Below are 18,932 nucleotides of genomic sequence, written 5' to 3' on the forward strand. Positions count from 1 at the left end.
CGCCGACGCCGCATCCACCTCCCCTGATGGTAGTGTACTAATGACACCACATGCTTTCATGTTTCGTGCTATGATGAGAGAGAAATGTTTTGTATTGGTGCATAGGGTGTGTATTCGCACACCTATGCACCAATACAAAACAGCCTGAGATGCTCGGCTGTCCATTGTATGTTGGTGCATGGGGTGCGCATGCGCACTCCATGCACCAACATACAAAATCAGTGCGGCCGCGTGTGCGGGGGCTATCAAGGGCCACACGATGATTAAAGTCAAACACTGAGTTAGTTAGTTGTTGTATAGAAAGTGAGGAATAGTGTGGGTAAGATTACAGTGGAAAAAGAGCGTGTTATCAATGCCAGTCCGGAGAAGATCTTCTCCGTTTTGTCTAACTATAAAGAGCAGCGTCCCAGGATGCTGACGCCAAATTTTATTGACTACAAGGTAGAGAAAGGTGGCAAGGGGAGCGGCACGGTCATCAGCTACCTGCTGCGCGCGGCCAACCGGGAGCGTGCCTATCGCATGAGCGTTGATGAAGCGGTCAAGGGTCGTGTGCTGACCGAGCGCGACAACAACTCATCGCTGGTCACCACCTGGGCACTCTCGCCTGTCAGCGGTGGCGATAAGACCAGGGTCAGCGTGGCTAGCGAGTGGGAGGGTGGTAAAGGTGTGGGGGGCTTCTTTGAACGAACCTTCGCCCCCCTGGGCCTGCGCCGCATTTATGGCAGCATGCTTACCTCTTTGATTGATATCCTGGGCGTCTCCGGTGAAGAGGTTACCGCGGTGCAGGGCAAGGAGTACCGCCCGACCGAGAACCTGCGCGGCCTCATCTTGATCTTATCGCTGGTGGTTGGCTTCGCCTTTGGTCTCAACTATATCCAGAAAGCTAATCGCGAAAAGGCGCAGAGATAGGCTAGCGTCTCTGCTTCAGGAGCGCCTCTTTGCCGCGCACGACCGGATTGCGCAGAGTCCCTAGTTGCTCGATGGTGATGTGTACGACATCGCCCTGCTCAAGCGTAAAGGGTTGATCGGGGACAAGGGCGGTGCCGGTGCACAGGATGGCCCCTGCGGGAAACTCATTGTCGCGATACAGGTATGAGACCAGCTCTTCCAGGCTTCGCTTGAGTCCGTTGGTGTTGGTCTCACCTTCCCAGCAGACCTTGCCATCGCGTTCAATCTGCATCTGCATCGCTAGCTGGCGCGCATCCCCAATGGTCCAGGCCAGGGTGATGCCGGGTCCCAGAGCGCAGCTACCGGCGTAGACCTTGGCCTGCGGGAGGTAGAGGGGATTCTCGCCCTCAATGCTGCGCGAGCTGACATCGTTAGCGATGGTATAGCCGACGATCTCACCATGGGCGTTGGCGACCACCGCCAGTTCGGGCTCCGGGACATCCCAACGCGAATCCGAGCGCACCGCGATCAGCTCATCCTGTCCACTCACGCGATAGGCTGTAGCTTTAAAAAAAAGTTCAGGGCGCTCGGCCTGGTAGACCCGCGCATAAATATCGGGCGTATCACTCTCCTCTTTACGTGCCTCCTCCGAGCGCTGGTAAGTTACCCCCGCCGCCCACACTTCGGTATCGCCATCGATAGGAGCCATTATCTTCTCTCTCTCGATCACATGGCCGTCCTGTATAACGCGTGAGATCAACTGGCGCAGCTCATCAACGCGTAGACGCAAAAGATCAGATAGGGTCGTATTGGGTGCGGGAAAGGTTCCCACTAGGCGATCATTAGCCAGCAGCCCCAGGACAGTGGTACCGTCCGTAGAGCGGTAACGTACTAATTGCACAGCTTCTTCTCCTTAACATGTTATGGCGCGTCACGTCTGTATTGCCGTATTCCTTGTTGCTCATCACCTGAATTATCGCATGCATGTATGCGATAATCAATTCGTTCTCCACACTATTCTCAACTACATCATATTTTTCTCTCCTATGTATAATGTGCAGCGTTGATTATGATAGATATATAACAGATATACAGTTGTATCTGGTTCTGATTTGCCGTAGAATGCACGCAGTATTAATAAAAAGAGGGAGGGTAGAGTTCTATGGGTGCTCTATCAGGGCAGGTCGCGCTGGTGACTGGCGCGGGCGTTGGTATCGGGCAAGCCATCGCCATCGAACTGGGCCGCCAGGGGGCGAAGGTGGCTCTGCATTACGCCAGTAGCGCGGCTGGCGCGCACGAGGCTGCGGCCGAGATCAACCATCTGGGCGGCACTGCGATGACCGTTTCGGGCAAGCTGGGCGTGGTAGAGGAGTGCCGCCGCGTCGTTGACGAGGTGATCAATCATTTTGGTGGCATCGATATCCTGGTCAACAATGCCGGTGTCACGCGTGCCGATAAATTTGAAAACATTACGCAAGAACTTTTCGACGACGTTTTCCACCTTAACATACGCGGCTACTTCTTTTGTGCCCAGGAGGCGGTAAAATCGATGGAGCAGCGTGGTGGTGGCTCGATCATCAATATCACCTCGGTCCATGGCTACGCCGGCTTTACCAACCACTCGGTCTATGCGGCCACCAAGGGCGCTATCATCGCTTTCACGCGCGAGCTGGCTATTGAACTGGCTCCCAAACATATCCGCGTCAACGCGGTTGGACCCGGCCTGATCGAGGTGCCACGCTACGCCAACATCCCCACCTACAGCACCGAGTTTGGCGACAGCCTGGTGCCGCTGGGACGTGTGGGCCGGCCGAAAGACATCGCCCCGGCCGTGGCCTTTCTAGCCTCCGATGCCGCCGACTTCATTACGGGCCAGGTCCTCTACATCGACGGCGGCACCACCGCCAAAATGGCCCTCGATTGGGACCAGGGCGACCATCCTCAATAGAGGATCGCCCCGGTCCGCCCGCGCGACTAGCGCGGTGCCATTCTTACAGCACCGTCCAGCCTGACAACCTCGCCATTGAGCATCTCGTTCTCGATGATGTGTCTGGCCAGGGCGGCGTACTCTTCTGGGCGTCCCAGGCGCGAGGGGAAGGGGACCTGCTGCCCCAGGGAGATGCGGGCGGCCTCCGGCAGGCCGGCCAGCAGGGGAGTATCGAAGAGGCCGGGGGCGATGGTCATGACGCGAATGCCGTAGCGGGCAAACTCGCGGGCAATCGGCAGCGTCATGCCGACGATACCACCCTTGGATGCTGAGTATGCGGCCTGCCCGATCTGACCATCGAAGGCGGCCACCGATGCGGTATTGATAATCACGCCGCGCTCACCGCTCTCCTCAGGCGTATTCTGGCTCATGACCGCGCTCGCCAGGCGGATCACGTTGAAGGTGCCGATCAGGTTGATATTGATGACGCGGGTAAAGCTCTCCAGGCTGCTGGGACCATCCTTCCCCAGCACCTTTTCCGCCACCCCGATGCCGGCGCAGTTGATGACGCCGTGCAGCGTGCCGAACTGCTTCTGGGCGGCCTGGATGGCCTGTTGCACGCTCTGCTCATCGACCACATTGGTCTGCGCGAACAGGGCCGCCTCCCCCAGTTCTCCAGCCAGAGCCGTTCCCGTCTCCTGATTGAGATCGGCCAGCACTACGTGGGCGCCTGATTTTGTTAGCAGGCGCGCGCAGGCCGCCCCCAGGCCCGAGGCCCCGCCGGTAATGAAAAATGTTTTATTCTCTACGTGCATCTGATATTCCCTTTCCTCGTTGAATAGAGTAGATTGCGTAGGTTGGGTCGCATCTGAATGATCAAAAAATATGGCGGAATACATACATTATGGAGATAGCCGCGATATCCGCCAGAGATACGCCTGTCTTTATTGTCCACACAGTTTATGATACCTCGTAGCAAGAGATGCTTACAAGTGACCTTCTCTCTTGTCTAGGACCATGCGAAGTGCTAGACTGGAACAATAATTAGTCCATTGTGCCAGACAGGAAAAGGATATATTGTAGAGTGGATAAAAAACAAGAAAGACTACAGTTGTTGGAGTCCCAGGTCGGGCGCCTGCAACGTCGCATAGATGCCCTGACGCCACGCAGCAATGTTTATTCGTGGTCGCGCGTCGCTATCTTCTTCGCAGGGATAGCGCTCGCCGTATTGCTGTTCATTGCCGGACTCTGGTGGCTGGCCATCCCTGTCTTTGTGGTGTTTATGGTGTTTTTTGGGATTATGGCCCACTTTCACGGCTTGATCGACCAGAGCATCGCCCGTCATACGCTGTGGATGCACATCAAGTCCGCCCACATTGCCCGCATCAAGCTGGACTGGGAGCGCATGCCCGAGGTGATGACCGAAGCGCCAGTGGAGGGACATCCTTTTGAGGTTGACCTGGACATTACCGGCTCGCGCTCAATCCATCGGCTGGTGAACACCGGGGTATCACGCGAGGGGATGGAGCGCTTGCGCGACTGGCTGCTACAGACCACGCCGCAGCTAGAGACCATCCAGCGGCGCCAGGCTCTGGTGCGCGAGCTGATCCCCATGACGCGTTTCCGCGATCGCCTGATCCTTAATTCTCTGCTGGCCTCGGGCGGCAGGTCAAACCAGCTGGAGGGTCAGCGGCTGCTGCGCTGGCTGGAGCAGCAAAATCCATCGGCGGGTCTGGGCATTCTGTTCGTGGTCTCACTGCTCATCAACGTGTTGACCGCCGTGCTCTTTCTGCTCTCGCTCTTTGCCATCGTTCCCCCGCTGTGGGGCTGGTCGCTGGGCGCCGGCGTGATCCTGTTCTTCGCCACCGCCAATCAGCGCGGTGATATTTTTGAGGACGCCTCCTATCTGCGCTACGGCTTTGGCACCCTCAGCGCCATCTTTTCGTATCTGGAGAAATATCCGTATCGCGCCCAATCGCGGCTGCAGGCGTTGTGCGAACCATTCACGCGACAGAGCGAGTCGGGACCGTCGGCTCTGCTCAAAGGGACGGCTCGCATCTCAGCTGCGGCGACCCTCAAGAGCAATGGTATCCTCTGGGTCGTTGTCAACGCCCTTGTACCCTGGGATCTGTACTGCGCCATGAAGCTGGTCCGGTACAAGTCGCAACTGAGCGCCCGCTTGCCTGACTGGCTGGACACCTGGTTTGAGCTGGAAGCCATCTGTTCGCTGGCCGCCTTTGCCTATCTCAACCCTGAATATATCCTGCCTGAGATCGAAGCGGAGCAGAAACTGCAGCAGAAGGACCGGGCGCTCTTCCAGGTTGCGCACCTGGGTCATCCTATGCTGCCCGCCGAAAAGAAGGTCACCAACAATTTTGGTTTGCAAACGTTGGGCGAGGTCATCATCATTACGGGCTCCAATATGGCGGGTAAAAGTACGTTTCTGCGTACCCTGGGCGTGAATCTCTGCCTGGCCTACGCGGGTGGCCCGGTCTGTGCCAGCACGTTTACATCCACCCTCTTCCGTCTGTTCACCTGTATCCGGGTGACCGACTCGGTGACGGAGGGCTACTCTTATTTCTATGCTGAAGTACGTCGCCTGCACTCTCTGCTCGATGCGCTCAAGCAGCCAGGACAGCCGCCTCTCTTCTTCCTGGTAGACGAGATCTTCAAGGGCACAAACAACCGCGAACGCCTGATCGGGAGCCGTTCATTTGTGAAGTCCCTGGTCGGCCACAATTGTGTTGGTTTGATCTCAACCCATGACCTGGAGCTGGCAACGCTGGCTGAGAGTGTACCCCAGGTTCACAATCAGCACTTCCGCGAAGAGGTGATCGATGGGCAGATGGTCTTTGATTATATCCTCCGCGAAGGCCCGTCCCCAACGACCAACGCCTTAAAAATTATGGCCATGGAGGGTCTGCCCATCGATGGCTAGAGGAGGGCGGCTTTTTACCTGGATGGGGACGGCAGGTCAACGCTATCGATCATAGAAGGATCGACTTTTTGGATCAGTAGCGTGGTATTCTCATCCAGGTTGGCCCTCTGGGTATGGATCTGTGGAGAGCGTAGCTCTGGCCGACTTTCGACCTGCTGACCATCTTTCAGGATGCCGCCGCCTTGCTCGTAGGCATTGGGAAGCAAGATCCAACCGCCTACATAGGTAGTGTGTTCGCTACGCGTTTTGGTCCAGTAGAGGCCAGCGTCGCCAGTGGCCTTTGTCGCCTTCACGTTATAGCTTTTATCCTGTCCCTGGTTGTGCACGATGAAGCGGCCGGTAACCTGTTCACGGTCGACTTTCACATCTACCGCCCACGCCTGCTTATTCTGCAGGGAAGATCTTTTAAAGCCAACCTCTGACTTCACCGTGTGATTCTGTATCACAACTTTATTGGAGTAGATAGAGGTAAGCGTTGCCACAGCGATGAGCGCTTTCCCCTGATTGACCGTAAAGGAGAGATAATAATCGCGGCCGTTTGAGCCCGTGCCTGCCTCTACCTTACCCACGAAGGCGCCGCTGATAGCCTTATCGCTGGCTGAAGTCGCGGAGGTACTGGAATTTAGAAGGAGACTACCTCCCAGTACCAGGAGGCAGAGTACAGCTACGACTAGCAAGCGTGTTAAACGATGATTGCGTACAGAAAAAAAGCTTCCTGCCAAAATAGAACCTCCTTGTAGAATGAGTAGAGTAGTAATCTGGCCTTACCGATAAATACGTTGGCTGTGGTAAGGCGGACTCATGTGATTACTCAACTCTAACCCATAAATACCTGGAAGAATGGTTGTATCGCCAGGTTGAATTGTGCATAAAAAAATAGAGCATGTTACACGTACAGTATCGCCTGTATGATATCAAACCAGTGTAGATGATGCAAGGCAGATGTATTAATTAAGCTGGGCGATCGTCTGGCGGATCTGTTTGATGTGGTTGCGCATCTCATAGCGATCGCTGGCTTTGGGATTGCGTTCAAGATACGCCTGCAGGTCTTGCATGGCACGCCCATAGTGTTTGAGCTCTAGATGAAGCAGGCCGCGATCGCGCTGCTCGACGGTCGCATCTGGCAGTAGCAGCAGCATTAGATCGCTGATGGCCAGGGCATGGGGAAAATCGTCGTGACGGATATAAACGCTTTTCAGGTTATTCAGGATGCGCACCAGCATCTGTCTGGGCGTCACTGCTTCCAACCAGCGCTGGTGCAGGGCCCCCCGGTGATGAGTCCTCTGCTGTATACGCTCAAGGCACTCCGCTTCATTCAGCAGCAGGCCTCTGGCAAAGGGATCGATATAGATTCTCCCCTCGGGCCATGAGTAGCGCACCATAAAATGGTAGGGGAAACCAATCCCTTCCAGCGGGATGCCCGCGCGTTTGCCCACTTCCATGTAAAGCAAGGAGAGGGTAATCGGCAGCCCTGTATGTTCTTCTAACACTTTGTTCAGGAAGCTATTATCAGGATGATAATAGTTGCTCTCATTGCCATGGAAGTGCTCATCTTCGAATAGCACATGGTTCAGCGAGCCGATCAGTTCGAGCGGATTAACCTGTTCTGAAGTGCTGGAAGCGATTTGCGCGTGCAACTGTATAACTCGTCGTGCCAGCGCGTCGAGGTAGGATAAAGAGGGAACGGGATCTAGATCGGGGTAGGCCACCTTTGCTATCTGTAGTGCGGCCTGGGCGAGGTCGATCGTGTTCTCATCTCTACTGACCAGGCTTGTGAATTCCCGGTAGATACGTTGTTGTATAGCCTCTTGTGAAAATTTATCAGTCATGCTTCTGGCATTTAACCATAGAATGCCAGGGATAAGCAAGTCCTCAATGCGTGGCGCCACTATAGTCCCACCGCATTTTCCCCTGCCGAATCCCCGCGCTATCCCAACGGTTCAGGTGGTGTTAATGATCGCTACGCACGCCGCGTGAACGCTGAAGAAGAGGAGATTCATCGGGCAGATCGTTGCCCGAAGTGGGGTTCAAATAATGATCCATGGCCAGCCAGAGTCCACGGCTGGGGCGGAACAGCAGCAATGGCAGTATCAAGGCGAACGGGCCACCGATCAATAGTACCGGCAAAACCGGGATACTTGGAATAGCCGCCAGGGGCAGTACAACCGCCGCCGCGATAAGCTCGCTGACCACCAGGTTAATGGCCATAGAACTGGTATAATATCCTTCTTCGCGCTCAAACTTAAACTGGCATACCGGACAATGCTCATTCATCTTGTAGATGCCGCTGAAGAGCTTGCCCTGTCCGCATACGGGACAACGTAAGAGCAGACCACGCATGAGTAATAGCAAAAATCTTTTCATATAATAATAATCTCTGTAACTTTCCGGACCGCAAAGACCACCGATGAATGCCTGGTTAGATTGCTGGTGCGTACCTATATGTTTATGTGTATAATTGTATCACGTTGGTGCCAGTCTGTATTGTTTTCCCTTTCGCTCTGGCAGCTCCAGGGTCGGATCTCATATGGGATAAGAGCATTGTGTCCGTTTATCAGAGGAGGCGAGTCGTGATGCGCTTAGAAAGAAGTATCGCTATTGCCAGGCCAATCGAGGTTGTTTTTGCGTACGTGACTACTATGGACAACGTTAAGTCATGGCTGCCCGTCAAAGATATCCGTGCCGTTTCAGAGGGGCCTATGCGTGTAGGTGCTACATACGCGCAGACCGCCGTCTTCATGGGACGACAATTCGATTCTACGATCGAGGTTACCCGGTATGAGCCTCCACGCCTGTTCGCCTTTAAAATGATCCATGGCCCCTTCCCACTGGCAAACACTATGACCTTCGCCCCTACTCCCGATGGTGGAACGATGCTGACGGTGATTGGAGAGGCTGAACCCGGCAATGCCCTCAATTTTGTCGGCCCCCTGGTAACGCCGATCGTGAAGAAGCAGCTAGAAAACCAGGTCTCGGCATTGAAACAGGCCATCGAGGTCAGGCCGGCAGGATAACCAGTGTCAAGAAAGATTCTCCATGTGCCTCTGTTACACCGGCACATGGAGAATCTTTCTTGATATCATCGGGTTGAAACTTTTAACGAGCCAGCAAGGAGCGCACGAAGCTCCACTTTTCGATCTCGTGGAATTCGCTGCCGCCTTCATGTCCGTTGTAGGGATAGACCTTGAGCGTCTTTGGACAGGTGAGATGATTATAGACGGCGAAGCCGGTTGATGGTGGACAGATCGTATCGAGCAGGCCCACCGATAGCAAGGTTGGACACGTGATGCGTGGCGCCAGGTTCATACCATCAAAATAGCTCAGGGTGTGATAGCTCTGCTCCACATCGTAGGGATGCTTCTTCCAGAAATCGACCAGTTCGCGGTACGGACCATCTGCAAACATCTCGATCGCGCGCCGGAAATGGCAGAGATATGGTACATCTGGCATGGCAGCGGCGATGCCTTTGTCCTTGGACAGAGCCGCTACCGCGATGGTCAGGCCGCCGCCCTGGCTTCCACCGGCCAGAATGATAGGTCCCGTCTCCTCGCGGCTACGCACAAAATCAACGGCGCGCACGCAATCCATGTACGCGTAGCGATAGTAATAGTTCTCCGGATCTAAAATTCCCTTTGACATGCAGCCCAGAATGCTGCCACTACTATATGTGTTGTTATCAGGAGTTTCCCCATTCTGTCCACGCGTATCCACCGCGAAGACGCAATAGCCCTGCAATGCCCAGCTCATCTGGCGTACCGGTAAGCCCTTAGAATCGCTATAGCCATGATACTGAACCAGGGTTGGCGTCTTCCCATCGACCTCCAGCCGATACGGCTTCTGGGGTACAAGATACCAGCCAGCTACACGTGTATTCTGCCCAAAGCCATCGTAACGGACCCGGTACACCGTCACGCGATCGCTCGGAAATGGATATTCCTCCACGCTGGCATTCAGCGGTTGACCATCGCTCTCCCTAACCGTCCTCGTCCAGAACGCATCGAAGTCGCTCTCCGCGTTTAACGCCGGGCGATACTGCTCTAATTTAGCTAATGGCATATCAACAATCATAAATACTTCTTTCTCTTTCTTACCCTGGTGGACGCAATACAACGCTGCAAATATATAAAATAAATGATAATCACGAGCATAAGCCCTGTCAATGAAATGTCGGCTGCCAACCAGGCTGAAATAAGACTCGTGCCCCCGGCGCTCACGTGTTTTTTTAGGAGTTGGTGCAATGCCATGGGGGTGCATCCGCACCCCCATGGCATTGCACCAACTCCTAGATTGTAAGGGCTGGGGCAGCGTCATGGGCGGGTGCTTAGTCTCCCTATTAAGAAGATGGCGCGGATAATGATAACTGAACAGCGCAGAGATAAGATATAATAGGGTTAAATGAAAACTATGCAGTTTTCATTCAACCCTGTACATTACCAGAGCTACCCATACTGCAATGTTTTTATATGGAAAGGCAGCATGAAATGGAAACTCCATTGGGCAAAGATCAGCCTCTCTGGTCCCCATCTGAAAAAGACAGACGTGAAGCGAATATATCGCAATATATGCATTGGCTAACGCAGGAACGTGGCCTGCGTTTTGAAAACCGTGAAGAGCTCTGGGGCTGGTCCGTCGAGCACCTGGAAGACTTCTGGGCCTCCATCTGGTCGTATTTTCATATCCAGGCCTCTCAGCCATACACGCAGGTGCTTTCCGAGCGCAAAATGCCGGGCGCAGACTGGTTTGCGGGCGCGAAACTGAATTATGCCGAGCATGCGTTTCGCCACGCCACGTCCGATCGACCGGCGATGATATTTCAATCTGAACGGCAGGGCCTGACGGAAATTTCCTGGCAGCAATTAAAGCGCAACGTGGGCGCCGTCGCCCATGCCCTGCGTGCCATGGGAGTACAAACTGGCGATCGCGTGGTGGCTTATCTACCAGACATTCCGGAAGCGATCACCGCTTTTCTGGCCTGTGCCAGTATTGGTGCCATCTGGTCCAGCTGTTCTCCCGATTTCGGTACCAGCAGCGTCATCGATCGCTTCAAGCAGATCGAGCCAACCGTCCTCTTCGCCATTGACGGCTATCAGTACAATGGCAAGACCTTTGATCGCAAAGAGGTGGTCAAAGAACTGCGGCGTGAGTTGCCGACGCTGCAAAAAGTTGTGCTGGTGCCCTATTTACACGCTGATGCATCGGCCGCTGACATCCCCAACGGACTTCTCTGGTCTGAGGTTGTGCGCGAAGAGGCGGAACTGGTTTTTGAGCAGGTCCCCTTCTCCCATCCACTCTGGGTCCTGTACTCATCGGGAACCACTGGTCTGCCGAAGCCGATTGTGCAGGGACATGGTGGTATCCTGCTAGAACATCTCAAGGCTCTGACGCTGGACGTAGACCTCAAGCCCGGTGATCGCTTCTTCTGGTTTACCACGACCGGCTGGATGATGTGGAACTTCCTGGTTGGTGGTCTGCTGGCGGGCGCGGTCATCCTCCTTTATGATGGCAGTCCGGGCTATCCCAATATTGAGACACTCTGGCGTTTTGCTCAGGAGAGCAAGATGACCTTCTTCGGTACCAGCGCCAGCTATATCTCCTCTTGTATGAAGGCCGGGATCGAGCCGGGGCAGACCTATGATCTGAGCCGCCTGAGAGGTCTGGGTTCTACAGGCTCGCCGCTGCCCCCTGAAGGCTTCCACTGGATTTACGAGCATGTCAAAGAAGATTTATGGGTGGCATCCGTCAGTGGCGGTACCGATGTCTGTTCCGCGTTCATCACGGGCTCCATTCTGCTCCCCGTTCGGGCGGGGGAACTGCAGTGCCGCTCACTGGGCGCCAATGTACAGTCTTTCGACGAAGAGGGTCATCCACTGATTGACGAGGTGGGAGAACTGGTGGTGACGCACCCCTTACCCTCTATGCCCCTCTACTTCTGGAACGATCCCGATCAGCAACGCTACCGCGAAAGCTACTTCGCGCAGTATCCCGGCGTCTGGCGGCACGGCGACTGGATTCGCATTACGCCTGAGGGAAGCGCCGTCATCTATGGTCGCTCCGACTCCACTATCAATCGCATGGGTATTCGCATGGGGAGCAGCGAGATCTATCGTATCGTCGAGGGTCTGCCGGAGATTATGGATAGCTTGATCGTCGGGGTTGAACTGCCGCACGGCAATTATTACTTGCCGCTGTTCGTTGTGTTGCGCGAAGGTGTCCAGCTGGATGAGACGCTGAAAGCAAAGATCAAGCAGGCGTTGCGCTCCAACATCTCACCACATCATGTGCCCGACGAGATCCTGGTGATTCAGGAGGTGCCGCGCACCCTGAGCGGGAAAAAACTGGAGGTGCCGGTGAAAAAGCTGCTGATGGGCATCCCTGCTGAAAAAGCTGTCAGCGTCGATGCCCTCAGCAATCCTCAGAGTATCGATTACTTCCTGGAGGTCGCCCGGCGTGTTGACGCGCTCAAACAGGGATCAGCGGGCGAGGCGAAATAAGACCGTAAGAGAGGAAGGGGCGACACCGATCGTCGTCAATCCTTTCCTCTCTTAAGTTCTTAAGCTCCTATTCCGCCGCTTCTGTGGATTGTGGCTTGAGCAAGGAGCGGCGATAGCGATGCTGGGTCCCGATCCAGATGGCGATGAAGACGAGCGGTGAGGCCCCGATCAGCCAGGCCAGCCAGGGAGGCATGGCCCCCGGTGCGCCTACTGTCACAGGGATGCTGGCATGGCCAGGACCCTGAGGGCCGTCTAGCTGGACAATAATGTTCCAGGCGCCCTGGACGGGAATTTGGACGCTGGCCCGCAGACTTCCATCTTTATCTCCCGCTGCCTGGAGCGCCGTCGGTATATCGGTCCCATCAGTGCCGGGTCCCGGCTGCACAATAACTTTTCCGCTCAACTTCTGCGCGCTATTGTGTGGTACAACGGTAACATCAAAGGCTTCATCCACATAGGGAGGATCCTTAGAAAGGCTCACGTTAATAATATAGGCTCCCGCGGCCACCGTATCCGTGCGCGCTGGCTTGCTCGCTGCACTGGCACTGCCCGCCAGGAGAATGAGCAGACTGATCCAGATCAGGCTGAGACGCATAAACGTAGAAAGCACCTTATACATAGTATAACCTCGTATGGTTTAGCGCCTGTTCCAGCGCCAGATATCTCCAAAATCCTCGCCTAACCACGCACCCAGTGCTCCAACAGCCATAGCAATGAATAAGGAAATGATAACAATAGCGGTCATCTGAGCCGGTTCAAATGGAACTCCTTTTTCCGGCAAGAAGATGGGGGCGTAAGGCGTGTAATCCCGCAGAATCAGCGGCGTGAAGAATACGATGGGTAGGGTTACTATAATTCCTTGTATGATCGTTTGCAGCATTGAACTATTTGGACTACCCGTCTTGCGCACGCGCAGATAGGCAATGCCATCGATAATCACAGCTGAGAGCAGGAAGGCGGCGGGAAGAAACGCGTAGTCCAGGCGGAATTCAGGCACCAGATTGGCCACGCGATAAGGAATAGCTTGTTGCGCGACCGCTGTGCGAATGGCCCAGGGTACAAACAACTCCACTGCCAGGGTGTGCAGGAAGAGGACGAAGGTGAGCAAGGTGGCGATACCAGCGCGCTGGGTCGTGCGCAACGCGGCTATCATAAACATGACGCAGCCAGCTATGAGTGGAAGTGGATAGGTAGAGATATGGATCGTACCAACGGTGACCACCGGAAACTGCAGGAAGCCGGTCAACACATAGTTCATAATGCTGCCCATCGCCATGGTAATTCCCAGTTCCAGCGCGGTCAGTCCCAGGAAGCGCCGGGGCGTGGCCCCGGATTGGCGCTCGATGGCCGCCTCCGAAGCAAAGACATAGACCATACCCAGCATGCCAATCAAGCCACCGGTCACTCCCATCATATGGAAGGGAGCCCACAGCGCGATATCGATGCCATAGAGTTCATGCCAGTAGTTATCCAGCGGTGCCGCGATCAACGACAGGAGCGCCCCGAAGCCGAGCACGCTAAAGCCCAGGGGAGCATGGAAGAAACGAAAAATAGGTACCGTCGAGGTATCATCTACCCCGGGAACGTGGCCTCGATAGCGAAACGTTTCTATCAGTACGACGGCCAGGGCCAGCAGGCCCGCCCCGGCCACACAAGAATAGATCAACGTATGTGGTGGAGTCCAGAACTGATCCCGTCCAACAAATGCATGCCACTCTCGATCCCAAACGGCCCCTAATTCGCCCTGCAGCAAAAACAGGAGCAAGAGCCAGGCACTGACACGGCGCAACCAGCGTTCCTGCACATTTTGCGAAACCTGTGCCAGCTTACTTAATGTGGCAGATGACGTTGAATGGACTTCTGTACGAGCCATACAGCGATCTCCTATCGTGAGAAATAAAAGTACAAATATAAGGTAAAAATAAAGATGGATGCATCAATCACTGAATATTTATAGAGAGAAGACCTGTTGGGTGAAATCCTTCTCCATACAGTCCTGATGTATATTTAGCCCTTTGTATTTTAGCGTACCATATATTTGTTTACCATGCTATCGCCTTACACCTGCTAGCGCTATTTAGAGCGTGTTTGACTTCCGTCATGTTGGGGGCACGTGAGCGCCGCCGCACGGGCGTCCGCTGCGCGGCCGCACCGGTTTTGTGTGTTGGTGCATCGGGCGCGCTGATGCGCGCCCGATGCACCAACACACAATGGAATTCTGAGCGCCGCAGGTGCGAAACCCCATGCAGGCCGCAGGCCATCATCATGAGAGTCAGGCACGCTCTTAAAACGAGTGCCCCATATAGGCGGCCGCGCTAGAATTGAGGGTTGGTGTGGCAGGGGCGCATTCGTGCCCCTGCCACACCAACCCTCAATAGAGTGCTAAGAAGGTTCGGCCCTGGCAGTCGATTTCCCCTCGCCGCCGTTTCCGTGGTCCTCGCGTTTGGTGGACATGGGTGCTATTTGGGACGGTACATCGGGGGCGCATCCGCGCCCCCGATGTACCGTCCCAACAAAACAAACGCGGCCGCGCAGCGGACGCCCGTGCGGCGGCGCTCAAGCACGCTAACGAGAAGAGCGTAATTCACTCCCTTTACACCCTGAAGGTGAAAAATGAAGTCAAGGAAAAAAGGCGTATACCATGATATGTGGCGAAAGGGTACATTTTGGTAGAGGAGAGATTGTATATTTGCCTAAATGCTAATGAGGATGGTAATATGTTCCTTACTAACTAAGATAGTAACTGGTTGCCTTTATGTGTACTCACACACATAGAGTTGGCCAATCTACTGGAATATGATATGCGTCGTGCTCCTTTTTAGGTGACGAAGAGTACCTCATCCTCATGGCAGAAGCAATATAGTTGTTATCCAGATTGTGGCTAGAGGCGACTATTCTACCTATGCTAAGAGAAACAAGTATACGCAGCGATTGCTTGGGATGAGCCATTGACGAAATGGGGGTGTGCGTATGGTAACTGCGCCTAAGGTGCTAATCATTGATGATAGTTCTACCCAGTGTTTGTATATGCGACAGGCGTTGCAGAACGCTGGTTACCAGGTGCTAGTTGCTAATGATGGTCCAGAGGGGTTGCGCATGATGGCGCATGAGGCTCCCCAATGCCTGGTGCTGGATATTATTTTGCCAGGCATGAATGGTTTTGAGGTGTGCCGCCATCTACGCTCACAGGAAGCATGGCGCACGCTACCCATCATTATCGTGAGCTCAAAAAATGCCTCTTCAGACCGTTTCTGGGCTATGCGACAGGGCGCGAATGCTTACCTGACCAAGCCGTTTAAGGGTGAAGAACTGGTTGAGGAGGTAAGGAAAGTTGTTACGGATCGCCCTCGTCAGTCTAATGCCTCATTGCGACCCGAGGGCAGTGGAACGACGGGTTCGCAGCGGCCTGTAAATCCTAGCACTCCCTTGCCTGCCGGTGGTTGGGGTACAGGACCCCAACAATCAATTAAAACACCTCAGGCCTCTCCCATGCATGCCAGCAACGGCCAGGATTTGCAATCAAGCTCCCACTTTGCCTTCTTACGACGTGGGGGCATCAGGCCAGGCAATGCTAACTCCTCATATCCACCGGGAAATACCGGTCAGCCATCAGCGCTGCCACGCCGCTTGAATGAAACTGGTCCCCAGCAACCGATCAAGGTGTACTCCATGGGCGCCCTGCCCCTGTTGATCCCTCGACGTGTCGAGGGGACCGAAATGCCGTTCATCAACCAGCAGGAGCGCCTATCTCCCGCTGAGCATCGGGCACGTCAGCTTTACCTGGCTATCGATGGGCAAAAGAATATCGAGGAGCTCACTTATGTCATCCACATGAATAAGGAAGAGCTCGTCAGTGCCCTCAGTATGCTCATCCAGCAGCAACGTATTCTGCTCTATGAGCCGGGTGGCCGCCTGGTTGACAGCTCCTTCCTATAGATGGAGTGTGTCAGACCCACTTTTATAGGGGCGCGTGATAGCGTCCGCGGCGCGGCCGCACTGTTTTTGTAAGTTGGTGCAAATGCACCAACTTACATGACTATAGAGCACCACCGGTGCGAAAGCTGACTTTTTGATATGGTTTGATAAAATATGGTTTAGTGTGTGATACTATAATTTGTATAATCAGCGTGAGTTTATTGATTGCGCGGAGCCAGTTGCGAGCGAGTGGCGTCGCCTTATTGTTCGCGGGTAGTAAGCGGACATTGGTGTAGGATGTTGGGAGTGCGGAGCATTTAGACGGAGCAGGGAGTATATTGAAATTGTTGCATGTCGATCAAGCGCTAAAACAGTATTTCGGATATGATACCTTTCGGCCAGGGCAAAAAGATGTTGTGGAAGCGGTATTAGAGCAGCAAGATATGCTGGTGTTGATGCCGACTGGTGGTGGTAAGTCACTCACGTATCAGTTGCCGGCTTTGCTTTTGCCGGGACTTACCATAGTTGTTTCCCCTCTGATTGCCTTAATGCAGGACCAGGTCAGTCGGTTGCAGGCCAATGGTATTGAAGCAACATTTGTGAATAGCTCATTGTCGTATGAAGAGGGTGCCCGGCGTGAGCGGGCGGCCATGAGCGGGCAGATCAAACTTCTCTATGTGGCTCCCGAGCGCCTGTTGAAGCCTAGCTTTCTTACATTCCTCGAACATGTGAAGAAGACGGTTGGCCTGTCTTTGCTGGCCGTTGATGAGGCGCACTGTGTCAGTGAATGGGGACACGATTTTCGCCCCGAGTATCGCCAGATAGGCACGTTGCGCAATCGCTTCCCCGACTTACCGATTCTGGCGCTGACCGCGACCGCTACAGAGCGTGTGCGGCGCGATATCCTTGAGCAATTAAAGTTACGCCAACCTATTATCCATATCGCCAGCTTTAACCGCCCCAACCTCTCCTACGAGGTACGCAAAAAACACAAAGGATCGTACGCGGAACTGGTGCAGATCCTCCGTCAGAAGCAGGGTGAATCGGTCATCATTTATTGTTTGAGCCGCTCGGGCGTCGAGAAGCTGAGCGCTGATCTGCAGGCGGATGGCATCGATAATCTGCCCTATCACGCGGGCCTCTCCCCACGAGTGCGATCAGAGAATCAAGAGCGTTTCATCCGCGATGATGTACCCGTGCTGGTAGCTACAATCGCCTTTGGCATGGGGATCGCCAAGCCAGACGTGCGCGCTGTTATCCACTATGACTTACCCAAAAATCTTGAAGGCTACTATCAGGAATCTGGCCGCGCAGGGCGCGATGGTGAGCCAGCCGATTGTATCCTCTTCTTTAACTATGGGGATCGCATGCGGGCAGAGTACTTCATTACGCAAAAAGAAAATGAGCAGCAGCAAATAATCGCGCTCAATCAGCTGCAGCAGGTGATCCAATATAGTGAGAGCACGCAGTGTCGCCGCCGTCTCTTGTTGAGCTACTTCAGTGAAGAGTTACCGGAGGGCAACTGCAACAATTGTGATAACTGTACCCGTTCGATAGAGACCGAGGATCGCACCGAGGATGCGCGCAAATTCCTGACCTGCGTCTACCAGACGCGTGAACGCTTCGGGCTCAATCATATCATCGATATCATTCGTGGCGCCAACACCCAGAAGATCCGTGATTATCATCATAATCAGCTCACAACCTATGGCTGTGGCAAGGAACGTAGCCGTGATGAATGGATGGCTATCGGCCATGCCTTGTTGCAGCAGCATTTTCTGACAGAACGGCGCGATAATTATCCAACCTATCATCTGAACTCCAACGCAGTAAAATTGCTCAAGGGCCAGGCGGAATTCTATATGGAGGTAGAGGCTCGCCCCACCTATAGCATGCCCGCTACCGCGACGGACACGTTCAATAGCCATCCATTGGACGCCAACCAGAGCGCCCTGCTGCAGAGCCTGCGCGCATTGCGTAAGCGTCTGGCCGATGAACTGGGTGTGGCCCCCTATGTTATCTTTACCGATGCCGCTCTGCTGGGGATGGTCCACAACCTTCCGACCAGCGAGTCGGAGTTCTTAAAAATTCCAGGTGTCGGCCAGAAAAAGCTGCAATCGTACTACGTGCCCTTTACCAATGAGATCAAAGTCCACATGGGCCAGCATCCCGACCTGGTTCCCGTCCCGCAGCCAGCGGATCAACAAAAGCCGACTGAGACGACCAGGGCGCCTTCCCGCGCGGCCCAGCAGGCGCGCGGCAACGCCGTTGGCCTGGCTCAGCAGGGCTTCACCCTGAACGAGATCGCCCAGGCCTGCGGGCGCCAGCCCGCGACTGTGTTAGAGTATCTGAGCAGCGCGCTAGAAGAAGGGGAGCAGTTCGATCTGAGCAACCTGGTAGCAGCGGATCACTATGAGGTAATCGCGCAAGCGATCCAGGAGGTTGGGGATGCCAAACTCAAACCGATCAAAGAGCACCTGGGCGACGACTACTCATATGATGAGATTCGCCTGGTGCGCGCGCAACTGCGCGGCCAGCAGGCCCAATCCTTAGCCAATTAGCATGGTATTCATGCCCCCGGCGTGGGGAACGCAGGCGTCCCCATCCCCATTAATATGTGTGTACTCAGAGAGGTGGGGAACGCATGCGTCCTCATTCTCTTTCTCAATGAGGTGGTGCAATATATGAGTCATCCCGAACATTTGAAAAAGTTCCCAAAACCGGGGGTGCAGGGTCCTCCCTGCCGGGGTGTGGGGTGTCCCCACATTCTCCC

Annotated in this window: 16 protein-coding genes; 7 read left to right on the top strand and 9 right to left on the bottom strand. The window is 54.5% G+C overall.

Annotated elements, in window-relative coordinates; all coding sequences use genetic code 11:
- Window positions 1-315: 315 nt before the first annotated feature.
- The gene (locus KTT_RS15665; RefSeq protein ID WP_126596876.1) at window positions 316-909 is read left to right on the top strand and encodes an SRPBCC family protein; all 594 of its coding nucleotides are present in this window, start codon (window positions 316-318) and stop codon (window positions 907-909) included.
- Window position 910: 1 nt separating this feature from the next.
- Here the strand turns inward: KTT_RS15665 and KTT_RS15670 are convergent, their stop codons facing one another.
- On the bottom strand, window positions 911-1,789 hold the full coding sequence (locus KTT_RS15670; RefSeq protein WP_162511804.1) for a fumarylacetoacetate hydrolase family protein: 879 nt from the start codon (window positions 1,787-1,789) through the stop codon (window positions 911-913).
- Between the two features lie 261 nt (window positions 1,790-2,050).
- On the opposite strand from KTT_RS15670, the gene KTT_RS15675 reads away from it, so the two are divergent.
- Entirely contained in the window at window positions 2,051-2,836 is a 786-nt protein-coding gene (locus KTT_RS15675; RefSeq protein WP_126596877.1) for an SDR family NAD(P)-dependent oxidoreductase, read from the top strand.
- Between the two features lie 26 nt (window positions 2,837-2,862).
- Here KTT_RS15675 and KTT_RS15680 read toward each other — a convergent pair whose 3' ends face one another.
- Window positions 2,863-3,630 carry a 3-hydroxyacyl-CoA dehydrogenase gene (locus tag KTT_RS15680; protein WP_126596878.1) on the bottom strand — a complete coding sequence of 256 codons (768 nt, stop codon included), beginning with the start codon at window positions 3,628-3,630 and terminating at the stop codon, window positions 2,863-2,865.
- Window positions 3,631-3,899: 269 nt separating this feature from the next.
- Here KTT_RS15680 and KTT_RS15685 point away from each other — a divergent pair, with 269 nt between their 5' ends.
- A complete protein-coding gene (locus KTT_RS15685; RefSeq protein WP_126596879.1) occupies window positions 3,900-5,753 on the top strand; it encodes a MutS family DNA mismatch repair protein in 1,854 nt (617 codons plus the stop codon).
- 14 nt (window positions 5,754-5,767) lie between these two features.
- Here the strand turns inward: KTT_RS15685 and KTT_RS15690 are convergent, their stop codons facing one another.
- From KTT_RS15690 to KTT_RS15700, 3 genes are all read right to left on the bottom strand, one after another.
- Complete coding sequence (locus KTT_RS15690; protein ID WP_126596880.1) at window positions 5,768-6,475, bottom strand: hypothetical protein; 708 nt, start codon at window positions 6,473-6,475, stop codon at window positions 5,768-5,770.
- Window positions 6,476-6,700: 225 nt separating this feature from the next.
- Window positions 6,701-7,582: a SirB1 family protein gene (locus KTT_RS15695; protein ID WP_126596881.1), complete on the bottom strand. Its 882-nt coding sequence runs from the start codon at window positions 7,580-7,582 to the stop codon at window positions 6,701-6,703.
- A 121-nt stretch (window positions 7,583-7,703) separates the two neighbouring features.
- Window positions 7,704-8,117, bottom strand: a complete 414-nt coding sequence (locus tag KTT_RS15700) for a DUF983 domain-containing protein (protein ID WP_126596882.1) — start codon at window positions 8,115-8,117, stop codon at window positions 7,704-7,706.
- Window positions 8,118-8,326: 209 nt separating this feature from the next.
- Between KTT_RS15700 and KTT_RS15705 the strand changes: the two genes are divergently transcribed.
- Entirely contained in the window at window positions 8,327-8,767 is a 441-nt protein-coding gene (locus KTT_RS15705) for an SRPBCC family protein (RefSeq protein WP_126596883.1), read from the top strand.
- Window positions 8,768-8,849: 82 nt separating this feature from the next.
- On the opposite strand, the gene KTT_RS15710 is transcribed toward KTT_RS15705, so the two are convergent.
- Window positions 8,850-9,821: an acetylxylan esterase gene (locus KTT_RS15710; RefSeq protein WP_160145905.1), complete on the bottom strand. Its 972-nt coding sequence runs from the start codon at window positions 9,819-9,821 to the stop codon at window positions 8,850-8,852.
- Window positions 9,822-10,234: 413 nt separating this feature from the next.
- Between KTT_RS15710 and KTT_RS15715 the strand changes: the two genes are divergently transcribed.
- Window positions 10,235-12,244 carry an acetoacetate--CoA ligase gene (locus KTT_RS15715; RefSeq protein ID WP_126596885.1) on the top strand — a complete coding sequence of 670 codons (2,010 nt, stop codon included), beginning with the start codon at window positions 10,235-10,237 and terminating at the stop codon, window positions 12,242-12,244.
- A gap of 67 nt (window positions 12,245-12,311) precedes the next feature.
- Here the strand turns inward: KTT_RS15715 and KTT_RS15720 are convergent, their stop codons facing one another.
- The 3 genes from KTT_RS15720 to KTT_RS37415 all read right to left on the bottom strand — a co-directional run bounded on the left by KTT_RS15720 (window position 12,312) and on the right by KTT_RS37415 (window position 14,832).
- Window positions 12,312-12,863, bottom strand: coding sequence for a hypothetical protein (locus KTT_RS15720; RefSeq protein WP_126596886.1), 552 nt, complete (start codon window positions 12,861-12,863; stop codon window positions 12,312-12,314).
- Between the two features lie 18 nt (window positions 12,864-12,881).
- Window positions 12,882-14,117: a hypothetical protein gene (locus KTT_RS15725; RefSeq protein WP_126596887.1), complete on the bottom strand. Its 1,236-nt coding sequence runs from the start codon at window positions 14,115-14,117 to the stop codon at window positions 12,882-12,884.
- A gap of 586 nt (window positions 14,118-14,703) precedes the next feature.
- Window positions 14,704-14,832, bottom strand: coding sequence for a hypothetical protein (locus tag KTT_RS37415; protein ID WP_268904507.1), 129 nt, complete (start codon window positions 14,830-14,832; stop codon window positions 14,704-14,706).
- 382 nt (window positions 14,833-15,214) lie between these two features.
- Here KTT_RS37415 and KTT_RS15730 point away from each other — a divergent pair, with 382 nt between their 5' ends.
- Window positions 15,215-16,180, top strand: coding sequence for a response regulator (locus tag KTT_RS15730; protein WP_126596888.1), 966 nt, complete (start codon window positions 15,215-15,217; stop codon window positions 16,178-16,180).
- A gap of 317 nt (window positions 16,181-16,497) precedes the next feature.
- On the top strand, window positions 16,498-18,720 hold the full coding sequence (gene recQ, locus KTT_RS15735; protein ID WP_235845739.1) for a DNA helicase RecQ: 2,223 nt from the start codon (window positions 16,498-16,500) through the stop codon (window positions 18,718-18,720).
- Window positions 18,721-18,932 lie beyond the last annotated feature (212 nt).

This window comes from Dictyobacter aurantiacus (assembly GCF_003967515.1).
In the GTDB taxonomy this organism is placed as follows: Bacteria; Chloroflexota; Ktedonobacteria; order Ktedonobacterales; family Ktedonobacteraceae; genus Dictyobacter; species Dictyobacter aurantiacus.

Excerpts from the sequence above, each read along its gene's own strand:
- KTT_RS15675 (WP_126596877.1), top strand. The coding sequence starts at position 2,051 with ATGGGTGCTCTATCAGGGCAGGTCGCGCTGGTGACTGGCGCGGGCGTT.
- KTT_RS15680 (WP_126596878.1), bottom strand. The coding sequence starts at position 3,630 with ATGCACGTAGAGAATAAAACATTTTTCATTACCGGCGGGGCCTCGGGC.
- KTT_RS15695 (WP_126596881.1), bottom strand. The coding sequence starts at position 7,582 with ATGACTGATAAATTTTCACAAGAGGCTATACAACAACGTATCTACCGG.
- KTT_RS15700 (WP_126596882.1), bottom strand. The coding sequence starts at position 8,117 with ATGAAAAGATTTTTGCTATTACTCATGCGTGGTCTGCTCTTACGTTGT.
- KTT_RS15705 (WP_126596883.1), top strand. The coding sequence starts at position 8,327 with ATGCGCTTAGAAAGAAGTATCGCTATTGCCAGGCCAATCGAGGTTGTT.
- KTT_RS15710 (WP_160145905.1), bottom strand. The coding sequence starts at position 9,821 with ATGATTGTTGATATGCCATTAGCTAAATTAGAGCAGTATCGCCCGGCG.
- KTT_RS15715 (WP_126596885.1), top strand. The coding sequence starts at position 10,235 with ATGGAAACTCCATTGGGCAAAGATCAGCCTCTCTGGTCCCCATCTGAA.
- KTT_RS15720 (WP_126596886.1), bottom strand. The coding sequence starts at position 12,863 with ATGTATAAGGTGCTTTCTACGTTTATGCGTCTCAGCCTGATCTGGATC.
- KTT_RS15725 (WP_126596887.1), bottom strand. The coding sequence starts at position 14,117 with ATGGCTCGTACAGAAGTCCATTCAACGTCATCTGCCACATTAAGTAAG.
- KTT_RS15730 (WP_126596888.1), top strand. The coding sequence starts at position 15,215 with ATGGTAACTGCGCCTAAGGTGCTAATCATTGATGATAGTTCTACCCAG.